The sequence below is a fragment of the Clostridium sp. genome, assembly GCF_036646415.1.
Classification (GTDB): domain Bacteria; phylum Bacillota; class Clostridia; order Clostridiales; family Clostridiaceae; genus Clostridium_J.
In genome coordinates this window covers 20,840-38,031 of the sequence record NZ_JAVXMF010000002.1, presented here as the reverse complement: position 1 = coordinate 38,031, position 17,192 = coordinate 20,840, and the positions used below count along the sequence as shown (strand labels likewise).

17 protein-coding genes are annotated in these 17,192 nt (G+C 28.6%); 11 read left to right on the top strand and 6 right to left on the bottom strand.

The window, feature by feature from the left end; all coding sequences use genetic code 11:
* The first annotated feature begins 63 nt into the window (after positions 1-63).
* Positions 64-867 carry an SDR family oxidoreductase gene (locus RSD37_RS01475; RefSeq protein ID WP_346944923.1) on the top strand — a complete coding sequence of 268 codons (804 nt, stop codon included), beginning with the start codon at positions 64-66 and terminating at the stop codon, positions 865-867.
* Between the two features lie 91 nt (positions 868-958).
* Positions 959-2,515, top strand: coding sequence for a methyl-accepting chemotaxis protein (locus tag RSD37_RS01470; RefSeq protein ID WP_346944922.1), 1,557 nt, complete (start codon positions 959-961; stop codon positions 2,513-2,515).
* 43 nt (positions 2,516-2,558) lie between these two features.
* Here RSD37_RS01470 and RSD37_RS01465 read toward each other — a convergent pair whose 3' ends face one another.
* Together RSD37_RS01465 and RSD37_RS01460 are read right to left on the bottom strand one after the other, a co-directional pair.
* Complete coding sequence (locus tag RSD37_RS01465; protein WP_346944921.1) at positions 2,559-2,804, bottom strand: TIGR03905 family TSCPD domain-containing protein; 246 nt, start codon at positions 2,802-2,804, stop codon at positions 2,559-2,561.
* Between the two features lie 141 nt (positions 2,805-2,945).
* Complete coding sequence (locus RSD37_RS01460) at positions 2,946-3,674, bottom strand: lysophospholipid acyltransferase family protein (RefSeq protein WP_346944920.1); 729 nt, start codon at positions 3,672-3,674, stop codon at positions 2,946-2,948.
* 167 nt (positions 3,675-3,841) lie between these two features.
* Here RSD37_RS01460 and RSD37_RS01455 point away from each other — a divergent pair, with 167 nt between their 5' ends.
* The gene (locus RSD37_RS01455) at positions 3,842-4,015 is read left to right on the top strand and encodes a hypothetical protein (RefSeq protein ID WP_346944919.1); all 174 of its coding nucleotides are present in this window, start codon (positions 3,842-3,844) and stop codon (positions 4,013-4,015) included.
* Between the two features lie 819 nt (positions 4,016-4,834).
* Here the strand turns inward: RSD37_RS01455 and RSD37_RS01450 are convergent.
* From RSD37_RS01450 to RSD37_RS01440, 3 genes are all read right to left on the bottom strand, one after another.
* Entirely contained in the window at positions 4,835-6,208 is a 1,374-nt protein-coding gene (locus tag RSD37_RS01450) for a YjiH family protein (RefSeq protein ID WP_346944918.1), read from the bottom strand.
* Positions 6,209-6,422: 214 nt separating this feature from the next.
* Complete coding sequence (locus RSD37_RS01445) at positions 6,423-6,740, bottom strand: DUF1540 domain-containing protein (protein ID WP_346944917.1); 318 nt, start codon at positions 6,738-6,740, stop codon at positions 6,423-6,425.
* A gap of 45 nt (positions 6,741-6,785) precedes the next feature.
* Entirely contained in the window at positions 6,786-7,619 is an 834-nt protein-coding gene (locus RSD37_RS01440) for a PHP domain-containing protein (RefSeq protein WP_346944916.1), read from the bottom strand.
* Positions 7,620-8,144: 525 nt separating this feature from the next.
* Between RSD37_RS01440 and abc-f the strand changes: the two genes are divergently transcribed.
* From abc-f to RSD37_RS01425, 3 genes are all read left to right on the top strand, one after another.
* Entirely contained in the window at positions 8,145-10,028 is a 1,884-nt protein-coding gene (gene abc-f, locus RSD37_RS01435; RefSeq protein WP_346944915.1) for a ribosomal protection-like ABC-F family protein, read from the top strand.
* Between the two features lie 150 nt (positions 10,029-10,178).
* Positions 10,179-10,556, top strand: a complete 378-nt coding sequence (locus tag RSD37_RS01430) for a PadR family transcriptional regulator (RefSeq protein WP_346944914.1) — start codon at positions 10,179-10,181, stop codon at positions 10,554-10,556.
* Between the two features lie 129 nt (positions 10,557-10,685).
* Positions 10,686-11,258, top strand: coding sequence for an N-acetylmuramoyl-L-alanine amidase (locus RSD37_RS01425; protein ID WP_346944913.1), 573 nt, complete (start codon positions 10,686-10,688; stop codon positions 11,256-11,258).
* A 181-nt stretch (positions 11,259-11,439) separates the two neighbouring features.
* Here the strand turns inward: RSD37_RS01425 and RSD37_RS01420 are convergent, their stop codons facing one another.
* The gene (locus tag RSD37_RS01420; RefSeq protein WP_346944912.1) at positions 11,440-12,546 is read right to left on the bottom strand and encodes an iron-containing alcohol dehydrogenase family protein; all 1,107 of its coding nucleotides are present in this window, start codon (positions 12,544-12,546) and stop codon (positions 11,440-11,442) included.
* Positions 12,547-12,792: 246 nt separating this feature from the next.
* On the opposite strand from RSD37_RS01420, the gene RSD37_RS01415 reads away from it, so the two are divergent.
* The 5 genes from RSD37_RS01415 (at position 12,793) to gdhA (ending at position 17,063) form a co-directional block, all read left to right on the top strand.
* Positions 12,793-12,942: a hypothetical protein gene (locus tag RSD37_RS01415; protein WP_346944911.1), complete on the top strand. Its 150-nt coding sequence runs from the start codon at positions 12,793-12,795 to the stop codon at positions 12,940-12,942.
* A gap of 163 nt (positions 12,943-13,105) precedes the next feature.
* Positions 13,106-13,834: a pseudouridine synthase gene (locus RSD37_RS01410; protein WP_346944910.1), complete on the top strand. Its 729-nt coding sequence runs from the start codon at positions 13,106-13,108 to the stop codon at positions 13,832-13,834.
* Positions 13,827-14,369, top strand: coding sequence for a class I SAM-dependent methyltransferase (locus RSD37_RS01405; RefSeq protein ID WP_346944909.1), 543 nt, complete (start codon positions 13,827-13,829; stop codon positions 14,367-14,369). The genes RSD37_RS01410 and RSD37_RS01405 overlap by 8 nt, the downstream gene beginning before the upstream one ends.
* A 218-nt stretch (positions 14,370-14,587) precedes the next feature.
* Positions 14,588-15,475 carry a MurR/RpiR family transcriptional regulator gene (locus RSD37_RS01400; RefSeq protein WP_346944908.1) on the top strand — a complete coding sequence of 296 codons (888 nt, stop codon included), beginning with the start codon at positions 14,588-14,590 and terminating at the stop codon, positions 15,473-15,475.
* Positions 15,476-15,710: 235 nt separating this feature from the next.
* Positions 15,711-17,063: an NADP-specific glutamate dehydrogenase gene (gdhA, locus tag RSD37_RS01395; protein WP_346944907.1), complete on the top strand. Its 1,353-nt coding sequence runs from the start codon at positions 15,711-15,713 to the stop codon at positions 17,061-17,063.
* Positions 17,064-17,192: the final 129 nt, after the last annotated feature.

Here is a 17,192-nt window from a genome sequence, read left to right as displayed (position 1 = left end):
AAAGCATGGGATTTAAAAAGAGATGATGATAATAGCTATTTATATAAGGAGGATGAGAAGTATATGAAAGGTCAAGGACAATGGGTATTGATAACAGGTGCATCCTCAGGCATTGGATACGAGTTTAGTAAAATATTTGCAAAAAATAATTATAATCTTATCTTAGTTGCACGTAGAGTTATTTTGCTTAATTCTATTAAAGAGGAGCTTACTAATAAATATGGAATAGAAGTTATTACAATAGAAAAAGATTTATATCAAAGTAGTAGTTGTACAGAGATAATGAATGAAATTAACATATTAGGTATTAAGGTAGATATTCTTATTAATAATGCTGGAGTAGGGAATTGCGGATTGTTTCATGAGATTTCTATGGAAGATCATAGAAGGGTAATAGAAGTGAATATGAGAGCATTAACAGAACTTACACACTTGATTTCTAATGAGATGATAAAAAATCATGGAGGTAGAATATTAAATGTTGTTTCTACAGGGGCATATCAACCGGGTCCATTTATTGCAGTTTATTACGCTTCTAAAGCATATGTGCTATCTCTTACAGAAGCATTAAGAGTTGAATTGAAGCCCTTTAATATCAAGGTTAGTGCTCTTTGCCCTGGAACCACAAGTACTGAGTTTCATGTTAATGCAGGTAAAGGAGAACTTAATAATTCTATGAGTGCAGAAAAAGTTGCCAATATGGGATATAGGGGTCTTATCAAGGGAAAGAAGCTAATTATTCCTGGAGTTGTAAATAAGGTTGCTATAGGAATGTCTAGGATTTTACCAAGTACAATATTAGGGAATATAGTAGGTGGAATTCAACAAAAATCTATAAGTTTAAAAAATAGAAAAATAAGAAAATAAAACCATTTAATCTATATGAAAAATTGATATGACAATGTATAATTAAGTATAATGTAAAATATTCAGTTTTTAATTATAAGGGGGTATACTATTGAGGGAATATGTAATATTGGGGGGAATAATATTACTGTTTATTTTAATCAGTATTAGTGGTTTTTTATTTGAAAGAAGAACTAAGAATTCTATTAAGAAATTGATTATTGATATGGAAGGAATTTCAGAGGGAGATTTGACAAAGGAATTATCCGTAGGGAAAATTAAGGTAGTAAGTACGTTAATTGAGTATACAAATAATTTCATCATTAAGGTTAGAAGACTTATAGGGAAGTCTACAGATATTAGTGACAGAATAATAATTTGTTGTGACTCACTAGACAAAAGCATGAAGAACATGGAGTTGAATGCAGTAGAGAATGTTGATTCTATAACAACTATTTCTGAAGAGATGAATAACCAGGTTCATAAGGTAATGTCAACAAGGTCAGATATTGAAGATATTGTTATCTATCATGAAAAAATAGTTAAGAACTCTAGTAATGTTGAAGGAATTGCTTTGGAAATGAAGGAATCAGTAAACGAGAGTAAGAGTAAATTTGATATTCTCATTAGAAAAATGGAGAAGTCGTTAAGTTTAGAAACAAATTTATCTCTAAGATTAAAGGAGTTAGAAGTAGGTGCTCAAAAAATACAAGCCATATCAGATACAGTAAAAGATATAAGTAATACAACTAATCTTTTATCATTAAATGCATCAATTGAAGCAGCTCGTGCAGGAGATGCAGGAAGAGGGTTTGCAGTAGTTGCAGAGGAAATAAGGAAATTAGCTGAAATGTCATCTGTGCAAGCAAATGAAATTCAAAAAATTACAGATAAGGTTCAGAAGGATATTTTTGATATTGCAGCAACTATGGAGGAAGATTTAAGTGTTATGAATGAATCTATTCTATACTCTAAAAGTACCAGTGAAAACTTTAAAAAAATATCTGAAAAGAGTATGGATACGCTAGAATCAATTCAAGAAATAAACAAGGCAATTGAGGATCAAAATAATAACTTAAAAAGCATAGAGTCCACGATAAATGGAATTTCAGACTTTGTATCAAATACTACAATTCATGTTCAAAACACTGCAGATCGTTCTAGGTTACAATTGAGAGAAATGAAGGAAGTATCAAGCAATATTGATGAATTAGTTATTATGAATAAAGATATTAAAAATACAATTTCTACTTTTGCTAAAAATTATATCGTAGATGATGATACTGAGAAGTATATAAGAAACGCAACTAATATACTAACTGATATTGCAAGTGATAAGAGAGTAAAGTCTTTGGATAAAAACAATTGTAATAAGGTTTTAGATGAGTTTATAAAAAAATATCCATTCTTCTATCTATTTTCTGTGATGAATATAAATGGTGACACTAAAGGTATAACACTAGATGGTAGTAAAGAAGAATTATACTGCAATTATTCTCATAGACCTTATTTCAAAGAAGGAATAAGAGGAAAAAACTACAAATCAGATCCTTATATATCTACAGATACAGATGGGTATTGTATAGCATTATCAGTACCAATAATGAATTCTATGAATGAAATTATTGGAATTGTAATGGGTGATTTAGTCTTAGATAAAAGTAATTAGACAAAAGAAAAGGCTATCTTAGATTAACCTAAGATAGCCTTTTTTAGTTTTGAGATTTATATTCTTCTAATGCTTTTGCTAATTGATCTGGACATGATGTGTCCTTAGAACCGCAAGTAATTCCTTTAAGTCTAGATATAGCTTCATTTATATCCATACCCTCTACAAGGCTACCTATTCCTAAAAGGTTTCCAGCACAACCTCTTACAAAGCTTACATTTTTGATCTTATCATCAACTACATCAAAGGTAATTTCCTTTGAACAAACTCCTGAAGTAACATATTTCATTCCTTCATACCTCCTAAGTAAACTAATATACTCTATGATAATACTTTAATTTAGTGTTAATTTCAAGTTTTGGTAGTACCTATTCAGTTCAATAATAGGTGCTATAGATTTTATTGGCATAAAATTAAAACTTTATAGAGATTAAATTACTTTATTATGGAGTTTGCTTTCTATAATTTCTTTAACCATACCTGGAAGATTTTCCTGTTCTTGCTTTGTAAGATTTTTAGTTTCTATAGGTGGATGTATAAATATATTTACATCTGCAGCTTTAATTTTGTTACCGTTAGCTTCCATAAGTTTATAGGAACCATTAATTGTTATAGGAACAATAGGTGCATTAGATTTTGTTGCAAGTTTAAAACTACCTGATTTAAATTCGCCAAGTGGACCACCTTTACTTCTTGTCCCCTCTGGAAATATAACTAGAGAATGTCCATCTTTAACTATTTTCACACCTTCGATAATAGCAGCAGCTGATTTTCTGAGATTGCTTCTATCCATAAAAACACAATGAATATATTTCATCCAAGTTCTTACTATTGGTATTTTTAAGGTTTCTATTTTAGCAATGAAGCCTTTAGGTTTATTTATGTAGCTCATAAGTAGAGGTATATCAAAATTACCTTGATGATTGCTGATAAAAACTACAGGAATATTTTTGGGAATGTTTTCTTCACCGTATACTTTAACTCTAGCACCACTGTACTTTAATTGAGACAGAGCCCATTTTGAAGTTACCTCATGAATATAGGATTCTTTTTCTTCTATTTTACCTTTTTTGTCTAAAGATTTAACTTTAAATATATTTATAGCTTTAACGCCAAGACTTATGGCAAAATGACCAAACCATATAATTGTTCTAAACATAATAATTCCTCCATTATAATAATGTATACTAATAATTATAATATATAGTAGTAATTTAATAAAGAATAAAATTCATAAGGGTTGTTTACTATATAAATATTGTGTAATAATATATAAAAAGTGGTATAATACCATTATAAGACCTAGTATAAGAAGGGGTGAGTCATATGGATTTTAATGAAGATGATATTAAGAAAAAATTTAAAAATATAGAGTTAAAACAACTAGAGAAGCATAATGAAAAATTATCCTCAGCATTAGTAGTAGGCATGATTATTGGAGCCATAGGAATTGGATATAAGGTTACTAAAAGTGTTATGAAGTTTAAAAGGAAAAAGTAATATACTATTTAACATAATGATATTAAATAACAAGTTTAGCTAGGTATGAAAAAGTTAATTATACATTGTAATGTATGGATATAAACTAAAAGCGTTGAATATAAATTTATTCACGCTTTTTCTAGTTTATATAATTCTAAATCATATAAACTACAGGTATTTGTTAAACCATTGAATGGCCTGCTACACCTATTCTATCTTCATCAATATTGTAATTATCTTTAATATAATTTAATAGAATAGGGAATTCTTGTACTGAATTTATTATTGTAGGCCAAAATTGTACTATAACAGTATCACTCTCACTCTCCCAGTAGTCAAGAGTTCCACGATAACCATGATTTATAGAATCGGGAATAACAACAATATATCCATTACAAGCTAAAAAATTACCTAGGTTTTTATGAACATTTTTATTTGAACTCCATCCATGGTAAAAAAAGATTACAGGGGTTTTTGGGGGGGGAATTTTTAGGATAAATTATAAGAGTAGAAATATCTCTTATTTTTATATCTTCTATATTAATTAAGTTATCAATCCACATAAGGGTATACCTCCTATAAAATTTTAAAATACAAGTACTAATACTCTAGATAGTAAATAAGAATAATTGATTTTAAATGTTATAAATTTGATTATAAATTTGATTATACTGAAAATATTAAAAAGTTGAAAGTATTAATTATATAAAATTAAGCTAAAATCCTAATAGACAAGAGTATATCTATTAGGATTTTAGCTATATAAATGAGTGGTGAAGTATATATATGTGGAAAGAATTTGTGATAGTTAAATTTAAAGATTATATTGTAATTTTACTAAAATATAAAATGAGCTATGATCGAGATTATTGGTAAAGTTATTAAGGTTCTTTCAATGAAAATTATAAATAAATCTTTAAAGTTTACAGGGATTTTTGACCCAAGAAGTAGTGCGCCAACCTCTGAAAGATATATTAACTGAGTTATTGAAGTTGCAGCTATTATAAATCTTGTCATTTCACTTTGAATTCCACTTGACATTATTGAAGGTAGAAGCATATCAGCAAAACCAGCAATTAGAGTACTTGATGCCATAGTAGCTTCTGGGATTTGAAGAAGGTTTAAAATTGGTATAAACGGTAGTCCTAAGATTTGGAATATAGGAGTGTATTCAGCAATTATTAATGCTAATGTTCCTACAGCCATTACCACAGGAATCACGCCAAACCACACATCTAAAACATTTAAAATACCTTTTTCAAAAACATCTTTTTTTATTGATGATTTATTAGCTTTTTCAAGAGCGTTTTCCAAACCATATTTAAATGGAGTATATCCATCAGGAAGTGAATCATTTTTAGTGTTATCAATATTATTATGATATACATCTTTCTTTTTTGAAAGTGGTGGTAGTTTAGGTACTAATATTGCTGCAATTAATCCAGCTAAAGTAACAGTTAAGTAGAATGGAATGAACATATGACTAAGACCTATAGTATCAACAATTACTAAGCTAAAGGTAATTGATACAAGTGAAAAGGTTGTCCCAATAACACATGCTTCTCTTTCTGTATAATAACCATCTTCATATTGATTACTAGTTAAAAGTACGCCTATAGTTCCATCACCAAGCCATGAAGCTATACAGTCTATAGCAGAGGCTCCAGGTAGGTTAAATAACGGTCTCATCACGTTTACTAATAATGAACCAACAAATTCTAAAAGTCCAAAGCTTAAAAGTAGTGGAAGGAATAAACCAGCAAATAGAAATACAGAAAATAATATAGGTAGTAATTCAGATAAAACCATTCCACCAGTACTTTCTGACCATATGGGTTCAGGTCCAATTTTAAACATGGCGCATACAATGAATATTCCACTTAAAATTCTTATAGTAGACCATATGTTATTTACATTGAATAGAGCATTTAAAAATTTATTTTTTAATATAAATTTAGGTTTAAAAAGTTTTGTTGCAGATGTAACAATTGCAGTAATTATTATAATTGCTGTTATTACATAAAAAATTAAATTTCCAAGTGTTAATTGTAGTAAATTTGATAATGTTGCAACAGGAATGATAATTTCTCCGCCTTTATTAATAGGAATCATAAATAAAAATATCCCTAAAGCAGATAGTAGTATAAATTTTAATATTGTTACTAAATCTTTATTATTTTTGGATGATACGATTACCTTGCTAGTTTCCATTAAGAAACACATCCTTTCGATATTTTTCTACGACTTGTATGATTATACATAGTTCGTGTATAAAATGCAACAATGAAATTAAATTCAATTATTGAGTTTATTGTGAAACTAAGTTTTTGCAGTTAATTTAATACATGAATTACAATTTAAACTTTCTATAAATATACATAAGTTCATAAAAAAGGTGAAATAGCATGCTATTTCACCTTTTTTATTAGGTTGTTCTATAGAAAAAGCTAGAGCACTGAGTATCTTCTATTTTTTTTGATGTATAGCTAGAAACATCAATAGAATAAGCAATACACTTAAAATTAGTATTATAAATACAATGTTTAGCTCTGCAATTTATATGGGTATATGGATTACTTTTATTTATTGAATTTGTAAGAACTTTATATTTATTTATAAAATTTTCGCAAGTTATACCTTTAGATTCATAAGTGTTAGTACTACTTATGGTAATTTCATTTAAACTGCAATGATTACAACTATTATTTGCACAACTTTGAACTGAACACTCAAGAAAAACCATTTTATCTCCTCCGAAATGGATTTTACTTTAGTATACATAATTATCTTAACTTTTATACAAAGCAATAAATTTATTGAAGGCATCTTCACAAAGGTTCATATCTCCAATATTTCCATGCTTTGTGTCATCTGGAGATATTCCATGGAAGTCAGATCCACAAGTTATAATCATATTGTTCACTCTAGCAAGAGATGTAAATTCATCAGTCTCTCTCTTAAAGTTTTGATAGTATACAGCTTCAATACCATGAAAACCATATTTTAAAATTTCTCTAATAGGAGTTTTACGTATAAGCTTTGGATGCGCAAGTACTACTACACAGTTATATTTTTTTAACATATCAATACCTTCATCTATTGATATATGCTTATTGGGAACATATGCAGGACTATCGTTGCCTATAAATCTATTAAATATGTATTGAAAGTCATAATCATAGCCTGCTTGAATTATGGCTTGTGCTATATGAGGTCTTGCAATTACTCCATTGCTTAATTTAAGTATATTTTCTGCTTCAATCTTTATATTAAAATATTTTTCAAGATTATCAACAATAGCTATAGCCCTTGTTTCCCTATTTACTTTTAGGTTATGAAGTAAATCTAATAAGTCTTTATTTTTGTAGCCATCGTCTTTAAAGTAGCCTAGTATATGAATACTTTCACCATTATGATTACAGCTTAACTCAATGCCAGGAATAATAGTAAGAGAAAGTTCTTTACCTTTAGATAAAGCTTCTTCAATACCTTCAGTAGTGTCATGGTCAGTTATGGCAAGTAGTTTTACATTCCGTTCCTTAGCTAATTCTACAACTTGAGATGGAGTAAGTCTTCCATCAGATGCTGTAGTATGGCAATGAAACTCTGCTGATATATTCATAAAAACACCTCTTCCTAAGTAATTTACAAAATGATTTATCTGAATTTATGACCATATTTTAAATAATTACTGACATTATTTAAAAGAAAGTTCAAAATAATCTAAAATACATTCACGTTTATATATTGTTTGAATTTGTAATTTTTATGTATATAATCGTATATAGAAATTAATATAATTATATTATATATCAGGTAGATTATTATTAATATAATTTATTCTTCAATGTGAAACTATACAATGAAAATTCATAATTTAAAATTATTATTAATAAGTTATATTAGCATTTGACTAGTGTAATCAATTTCGTTATAAAGTTATGGAAAGACTAAAAATTTGGAATATTATTGATATTAACTATGGTTTGAATTATAATTTTAATATGTTATTTGTAAATTTACACCGGACAAGAATACTTGCCCGGATTTTTTATAGGATGGTTTGTTTTATAATAAGAATTTGAATTTATGAGAGTAAATTTAAATTCTTAAGTTACATAAGATTGTTTAAAGGGGGACGTTTATAATGGTTGAATTATCATTAAATGGTATTGTAAAGTACTTTGGATCCAATGAGGTTTTAAGCAATATAACATTTCAGGTTAATAATAGAGATAGACTTGGATTAGTTGGTAGAAATGGAAGTGGGAAAAGCACAATTTTAAAACTAATATCCGGAGAAGAGAATATTGATGGAGGATCAATAGATATAAGTAGGGGATCTACAGTTGGATATCTTCAACAGATTCCTACTTACGAAAAAAGCAGTTTAGTTAAAGATGTACTTCATTCTGCGTTTAAAAATATTTATATCCTAGAGAAAGACATGAAAGTTTTAGAGGATAAAATGAGAGATCAGAATGGAGAATTGTTGGATAAACTCTTAAGACAATATAGTTATATTCAAGGAATGTATGAAGCTGTTGGTGGCTACAATATGGAAGAAAAGCTTAGTAAAGTATGCATGGGATTAAAATTTAATGAAGAATTTATTAAAAAACCTTTTGAGGTATTAAGTGGAGGAGAGAAAACTAGAGTTATACTTGGTAAAATTCTTTTAGAAAATCCAGATATATTATTGCTTGATGAACCAACAAATCATCTTGACATGGAGTCTTTAGAATGGCTTGAAGAATATCTTAAGAGTTATAAAGGGACTGTTATTGTGGTATCACATGATCGTTACTTTCTTGATAATGTTACGACTAAAACTGTAGAAGTAGAAGATAAAGAATGCACTATATACAAAGGAAATTATTCCTATTACATTAAACAAAAGGAAGAAAATATGATGTTGCAATTTGAAGCATTTAAGGAACAGGAAAAGAAGATTAAAGCTATGGAAAATACAATAAAACAATTAATGGATTGGGGAAATCGAGCCGATAATGTTAAATTTATAAAAAGAGCCCAGAGTATGCAAAAACGCTTAGATAAAGTAGAAAGAGTTGATAAGCCTAAACTTGAAAAAGAAAATATAAAGTTGACTTTTATAGAGGGAGAACGTTCAGGTGTGGATGTTATTAAGGTTGAATCAGCATATAAGAGATTTAAGGATAAAACTTTGATTAATAATGGTAGTTTTTTAGTTAGATTTAAAGAGAAGATAGCTTTAATTGGTCCAAATGGAAGTGGAAAGTCTACTTTTATAAAAATATTACTAGGAGAAGAAAAAGTAGATCATGGAAAGATTGAAGTTGGAGCCAATGTAAGGATAGGATATTTACCCCAAGACATAACATTCAATGATGAGACTATGACAGTTATTGAATGTTTTAGGGACAATATTGAAATTTTAGAGGGTAAGGCGAGAGAGTATTTAGCAAAGTTCATGTTCTTTGGTGAAAATGTATTTAAAAAAGTAGAAAATCTTTCTGGAGGGGAAAAAACTAGATTAAAGCTTAGTAAACTTATTTATGAGGATGTAAATTTGTTGATTTTAGATGAGCCTACTAATCATTTAGATATAGATTCTATAGAAATTTTAGAATCTGCATTAGAGGAATTTAAAGGAACTATATTTTTTGTGTCTCATGACAGATACTTTATAAATAAGATTAGTAACAGAATAATTTCAATTGAAGGTAATGAGTTTATAAATTATTTAGGTGATTATGATTACTATAGGCTTAAATATGATGAGAGAAATAAGGAAAAGACTCTTCCAAAAGTGATTAAAGAGGTAAATGTAAGGAGAGAAAAACAAGTTGATCCTTCCAAGAAAAAAGAGAAGTTAAGAAAAAATCTTGAAGATGAAATGATTAAATTAGAAAATGAGATACAAGAAATTACAAATAAAATGAATGAACTAGCTGATAATTATGAAGAACTTAATAAATATTATGAGAAAAAGATTCATATTGAAGAGAAACTGGAAAAGGTTATAGAAGATTTAATGGAATATCTATAATAAAACATAGTTACATATAGGCAATAACTTATATGTAACTATGTTTATATATTCTTTATAATCATATACAAAGAATATTATCATAATAATAATTGTCATAATTGAAATAGTAAAGTATAATAAAAATATAATTAAAAAGGAGGACTAGATATGAAAGGCGAAAGTAGAAAAAGAGTTGCAACTTTAGATAATAGGATTAATACTACAAAACTTGTTAAATTATACATTCTTCATTATTTAATATATGAAAAAAAGGAAGAGTATGGATTGGAAATAGTAAATTATATAAATTCTAACTTTACTAAGGTATCTAATGGTTTAGTATATCCGTTACTCAGAGATTTAGAAGAAAATTTATATCTTACAGCTAAATGGGAAGACTTTGATAGAAAAAATAAACGTCTCTATAAAATCACAGATGAAGGTATAGATCATTATAATAGAATAAAGCCAGATTACCTGGATGCTATACAATACAATATTTCAATATATAACAGTGTAATTGATAAAATTTATAGCAAAAAGTAATGTAAACTTTATATGTATAGTAAGTGTAACTTAAATTTTAAATGTTCTTTACCAATATATTAATCACATATATAATATTCTAAGAATATTATATATGAAATTAATATATTGGTGAAAAGGAGAAGTGATATGTATAAGATAACCTTAGATCCAGGGCATGGTGGTGCCGATCCCGGAGCTGTTTATGGAAATCTAATAGAAAAAAATATAGTTTTAGTTATAGCTCAAATGTGTGGCGAAGAGCTTTCTCGTCATGGAGTTGAGGTACAAATGACGAGAATTACAGATAAGTATCTTGGACTTTCTGAGAGAGCTAGAATGGCTAATAATAATGAATCAGATTATTTTGTTTCTATCCATTGCAATATAGGTGGTGGTGATAGAGGTGAGGTTATTTATTCTATATATAATGGTAAAGGATTAGAGCTTACGAATAAAATAAGTAGCGAAATGATGAAAATTGGTCAACGTGCAGTTAAAACTTATAATAAAATGGGGAGTAGAGGAGAAGATTATTTTGCGGTTATAAGAGAAACAAAGATGGATGCTATAATAATAGGATGTGCTTTTTTAGACAATGAAAATAATAATATAATTATAAATTCAATGGAGAAACAAAAAAACTTTGGAACTGCAATTGCAAAGGCTATCCTAGCTCAACTTGAAATTACCTACAAAGAGATTGTGGGTAATGAAATCTAATGAGTAATATATTGTAGCGGTACTTATAATATGTCTATTAAATGAAATAAAATGGACGAGTAAGTTAGTACAGAGCATTTACCATAAAATATAATGCAAGGTGTTAGTAAGAAACTTTAATTTAATATAATAAACAAAAACAACTAAGAAGGTAATTATTCTTAGTTGTTTTTGTTTGTTTTTATTTTATACTATTTTTATAAATTGTTAATATATCTTCATATGTTAATTTATATGGGTGATTCTTCAACTTAGCTTCGTTAGAACTCATATAAGTAGAATAGTTTTCCAAATCTTTTACGGAAATATTTATTTTATCACCAAGTAGTTCACTTACAAATTCCCCAAATTCATTAATATTTGCAAAGTCTAATAGAGTAAGTATTCTATTAACCTTATTTGAGTTATTTTCATTATATACTGAAAGATATTCTTTTAATAGTATTCCATTTGCTTTTCCATGTGGCACATTATGATAATAAGTTAAAGGATATCCCATACCATGAGGTATAGATGTTCCACTTTGGGAAATAACCATACCAGCTATAGATGATGCTATAATTAGGTTCTCACGTATTTCAAAGGAAATATCATTTTTTGAAAGATGTGGAATACAATTTTTAAATATGCTCATACCACTCTCAGCAAGAGCATTACTAAAGTGATTAGAAGCAGCAGATAAATATCCCTCGATTAAATGAGAAAGTGCATCTATTGCAGTATTTATTGTTACATTTTTAGGCGTATCCATTAAATACGAGGCATCTACAAAGGAAATAACTGGGAAAATCTTTGATAGAACTCCTCTTTTATTTTTAACACTATGATCTGTAAGTATAGAATAGGGAGTAGTTTCAGTTCCGGTACCAGCAGTAGTTGGAACTGCAACGATAGGAAGAGAATTAAGGTTTTCATTTGAAAATAATTCCGATACCTTAATATTTGGATTGTTAATCAGTATTCCAACTGCCTTAGAAGCATCTATTGGAGAGCCTCCACCTATTCCTATTATAAAATCTATATTTTTGTTTTTACTAAAAGATTTAATTTTTTCTATTGTCTCTGTAGAAGGGTTTTCTTCGACTTCGTCAAAAATATGACTTTCTATATTGTTGTTTTTTAAGCAGTTTAGTACGTGACTTAAAGATCCATTTAGCTTAGATGAATTTTTCCCAGTTACTATTAAAGCAGTACTTCCTAAGGTATTCATAATATGACCATGGGTTAGTACTGCATTTTTTTCACAAATTACCCTTGTAGGCATGAAAAATATAGGATTGTTCAACATAATTCCCCCTTAAATAATTATCTATTTTATTTTCTCAAACTTATTCATAACTATATTTCTAATATATCACTTATTGCTAACTTTCTCAATAAAGCTTATTATGTAAAATTATTTATTAATTATGACAAATTATAATACCAAGTGTAATACTAATAGATAAAGAGTATATGTTAAATCTAATAAAATAGAATCAGGTCGTATATTTCTTGGAATTTTGAAAATAATATTTAATGGGAGGTGAGAGAGTTGGCTAAAAATAAACAAAACAAACCTAAAAAAGCGCCTAAGATGAATGGTGAGCTTACTTCTATGAATGATAAATCAAATGAAAGTAGAAATTCAAAGACAGGCTATATGGAGCAACAACCGGATTCAAAACTTAATCAATTAAAATAGGATTAATTTACCTATAGTTCATATCTTTCTTATAAGACATTAACATTGTATGTTTATATGCAATGTTAATGTCTTATTTATAATAAATATTTGTATCATTTATTGATTTTTTTACAAATTAAAATTATAATTCATTTTAATAGGATATGAAGGGAAGTTTACAATGGAAGAAAGATTACAAAAGTACATGGCTAGATGTGGTGTTGCATCAAGACGTAAATGCGAAGAAATAATATTATCAGGTAGAGTTAAGATTGATGGAATTATAATAAATGAATTAGGAGCAAAAGTTGATCCGTCTACTAATATAGTTGAGTTAGATAATAAATTAATAACACCAGAAGAAAACAAGGTATATATAGCACTTAATAAGCCTACAGGGTATATTTCTGCTGTTAAAGATGATAGAGGTCGTAAGACACTATTAGATTTAGTTAATGTAAATGAAAGGATTTATCCAGTTGGAAGATTGGATTATGATACCTCTGGACTTATATTGCTTACTAATGATGGAGAGGTTTATAACAATATAATTCATCCTAGAGTAGCAATTGATAAAACTTATATAGCTATAGTAGAAGGATTAATAGATGATGAAGTAAAGTTTAAATTTGAAAAGGGAATAGATATTGGAGACTATGTTACAGCTCCTGGAAAATGTACTTTACTCAACGTATATAAAGAAAGCTGTGAAATTGCTATTTCAATTCATGAAGGTAAGAATAGACAAGTAAGAAGAATGTGTGAAGCGGTAGGCCATAAAGTGCTTATGCTAAAGCGTGTATCCATAGGTAAACTATCATTAGGTGATAATTTAAAGGAAGGACAATGGAGACATTTAACCATAGAAGAAGTTCAATATTTAAAAGGTGGGGAAATAGGAAGTGTTTAAATATTTAGGAAATATTACAGACTTATCACATTATATTATAAAGAATTTTGTAAAATATAATGGAGTTGCCATAGATGAGACATTAGGTAATGGAGGAGATTGTGATTTTCTAAGTGAAAATTTTCAAAAAGTGTATGCTTTTGATATTCAACTTTCTGCAATTGAAAATTATAGAAAGAAAAATAAAGATAATGTAACACTTATTTTAGATTCTCATGAAAACATAAAAGAATATATTAAGGAAGAAATTGATGTTGCAATTTATAATTTAGGATTTCTTCCTGGGGGAGATAAGGAAATTACAACTCTAGCAGAGTCAACTTTGAAAAGTATTAAAGAAACTTTGAAAATATTAAAAAATGGTGGATTTGCATTAATAGCTGTATATGTTGGTCACAATGAGGGACAGCGTGAAAGTGAAGAATTGCTTAAATATGCAAGTTCTCTGCCTAAAAATAGTTTTGGTGTTATGCTTCATAGGGTGATTAATAGAAGTGAAAACGCACCATATTTATTAGTTATAGAAAAAAAGTAATATGGCATGCACACTATGATATAACAAGGTTTAATGTGGATTAATAAATCATATAACATGGTTATAATTACCTCTTAAGGGGTGATTATTTTTGGAGAATAAAATTATAAAATTTTAAGGTTGAAGGATATGTTATCATATGTTAATATGAAGTGTATAATTCATTTTACTGAAAAATGAATTATAGATTTAAAAATCTTTTAAAAAAGGAGTTGCGCATGGAAAATAATAACATAGACTTAATGAGACTGATACAGACTAAATTTTCAAGACTAAGTAAAGGACAAAAGCTTATTGCTGAATACATATTAAAACATTATGATAAAGCTGCATTTATGACTGCTGCTAAACTTGGGGTAAGTGTAGGTGTTAGTGAGTCCACAGTTGTTAGATTCGCAAACCAACTTGGATATGAAGGATATCCAGAACTTCAAAATGCTCTACAAGAATTAATTAAAAATAAACTTACTACTGCACAGAGAATTGAGTTATCTAATGACTTTATTATTCCTAATAATGCTTTAAAGGGAGTTTTAAAATCAGATATAGAAAATATAAGATCTACTATGGAAAAAATTAATTATGATGCATTCGAGAATACTGTAGACAGTGTATTAAAATCTAAGAAAATTTATATTGTAGGATTAAGAAGTTCTGCAGCTCTTGCTGACTTTTTAGGATTTTATTTGAATTTAATACTTGATAACGTGAAAATCGTTTCCTATGGAATGAGTGATATTTTTGAGCAAATGCTAACCTTAGGTGAAGGGGATTGTGTTATAGGAATAGGATTTCCACGTTATGCAATGAGAACTGTTGAGGCACTGAATTATGCAAAGGCACGAGGAGCAGATGTAGTTGCAATTACAGATAGTGTTTTATCACCATTAGCAACAAAAGCGGATTACGTACTTATAGCAGAAAGCAATATGGCTTCGTTTGTAGATTCACTTGTTGCGCCGTTAAGCGTTATTAATGCTCTTATTATAGCTGTTGGATTAAAAGAAAAGGATAAGATTTCGAAAACATTCACAGATCTTGAACAAGTATGGCAAGAGTATCAAATTTACTCTTATAAAAACAATAAAGATATCAGTAAATTTTAAAATTTCAAAATATATGTTGATTTATAAATGAAAATATTCTATTATGTAAATAAAGGTATGTAATCGTTTTTAATTTTTGCAATAAATCTGTTAAAATATTTTTAAAAAGAAGGAAAAAAAACGTTTACGACGAATATATATAATTGTAAAGATTTACTTGAGATTTTTGAAAAATTTATCAAAGGTAAATTAAATAAATATCAATATTGTTTAAATTTTAGGAGGTAATATTACTATGGATACTAAAGCTTATATTGGACAAGTGCTAGAAAACGTTAAAAAGAGAAACAATGGAGAACCAGAATTTATACAAGCTGTAGAAGAGGTTTTAAACTCTATAGGTCCTGTTCTTGAAAATCACCCAGAGTATATGGAGTCAAACCTACTAGAAAGATTCTGTGAGCCTGAAAGACAAATAATGTTTAGAGTGTCTTGGACCGATGATAATGGTAAGACTCAAGTAAACAGAGGATATAGAGTACAATTTAACGGAGCTATAGGACCTTACAAAGGTGGTTTAAGATTCCACCCATCAGTTTATTTAGGAATTGTAAAATTCTTAGGATTTGAACAAATACTTAAAAATGCATTAACTGGACTTCCTATAGGTGGAGGTAAAGGTGGATCTGACTTTGATCCAAGAGGAAAATCTGATGCTGAAATCATGAGATTCTGCCAAGCCTTTATGACTGAACTTTATAGACATATAGGACCAGATGTAGACGTTCCAGCTGGAGATATCGGTGTTGGTGGAAGAGAAATCGGATACCTATACGGTCAATATAGAAGAATTAGAGGAGCTTTCGAAAATGGAGTTTTAACTGGAAAAGGTTTAACTTATGGTGGAAGTTTAATAAGACCAGAAGCAACAGGATTTGGAGTTACTTACTTCTGTGAAGAAATGCTTAAACATGAAGGAACTGATTTTACTGGTAAAACAGTTGCGGTTTCTGGATTTGGAAACGTTGCTTGGGGAGCATGTATAAAAGTTGCTGACTTAGGTGGAAAAGTTGTTACTTTATCAGGACCAGATGGATACATCTATGATAAAGAAGGAATAACTACAAAAGAGAAAATTAATTTCTTAGTTGAAATGAGAAATTCAGGAAGAGATAAAGTTCAAGATTATGCAGATAAGTTTGGATGTGAATTCTTCGCTGGACAAAAACCATGGGGAGTTAAAGTTGATATCATAATGCCTTGTGCAACTCAAAATGATATTCATCTTGAGCACGCAAAACAAATCGTTGATAATGGAGTTAAATTTGTATGTGAGGCTGCTAATATGCCTTGTACAAATGAAGCTGTTGAATACTTCTTAGAGAAGGGATTAATAGTTGGACCTTCTAAAGCTGCAAATGCTGGTGGAGTTGCTACTTCTGCACTTGAAATGGCACAAAACAGTATGAGAATTGCTTGGACAGCAGAAGAAGTAGATGCAAAACTTCATCATATCATGGTAACAATTCATAAAAATGCTATGGAAGCTGCAGAACAATGTGGACATGGCTATAACCTTGTTGCTGGTGCAAATATTGCTGGTTTCATGAAAGTTGCTGAAGCGATGTATGCTCAAGGAAATTTTTAATATTAAATTAATTTGCTTTTAATATTAAAAGGAGAGAATTTTAAAATTCTCTCCTTTTCTATGTGAAAAAATGAAAATATTTTATTTCACTAAATAAATACATTGAATAATCATGGGATTTATATTAAA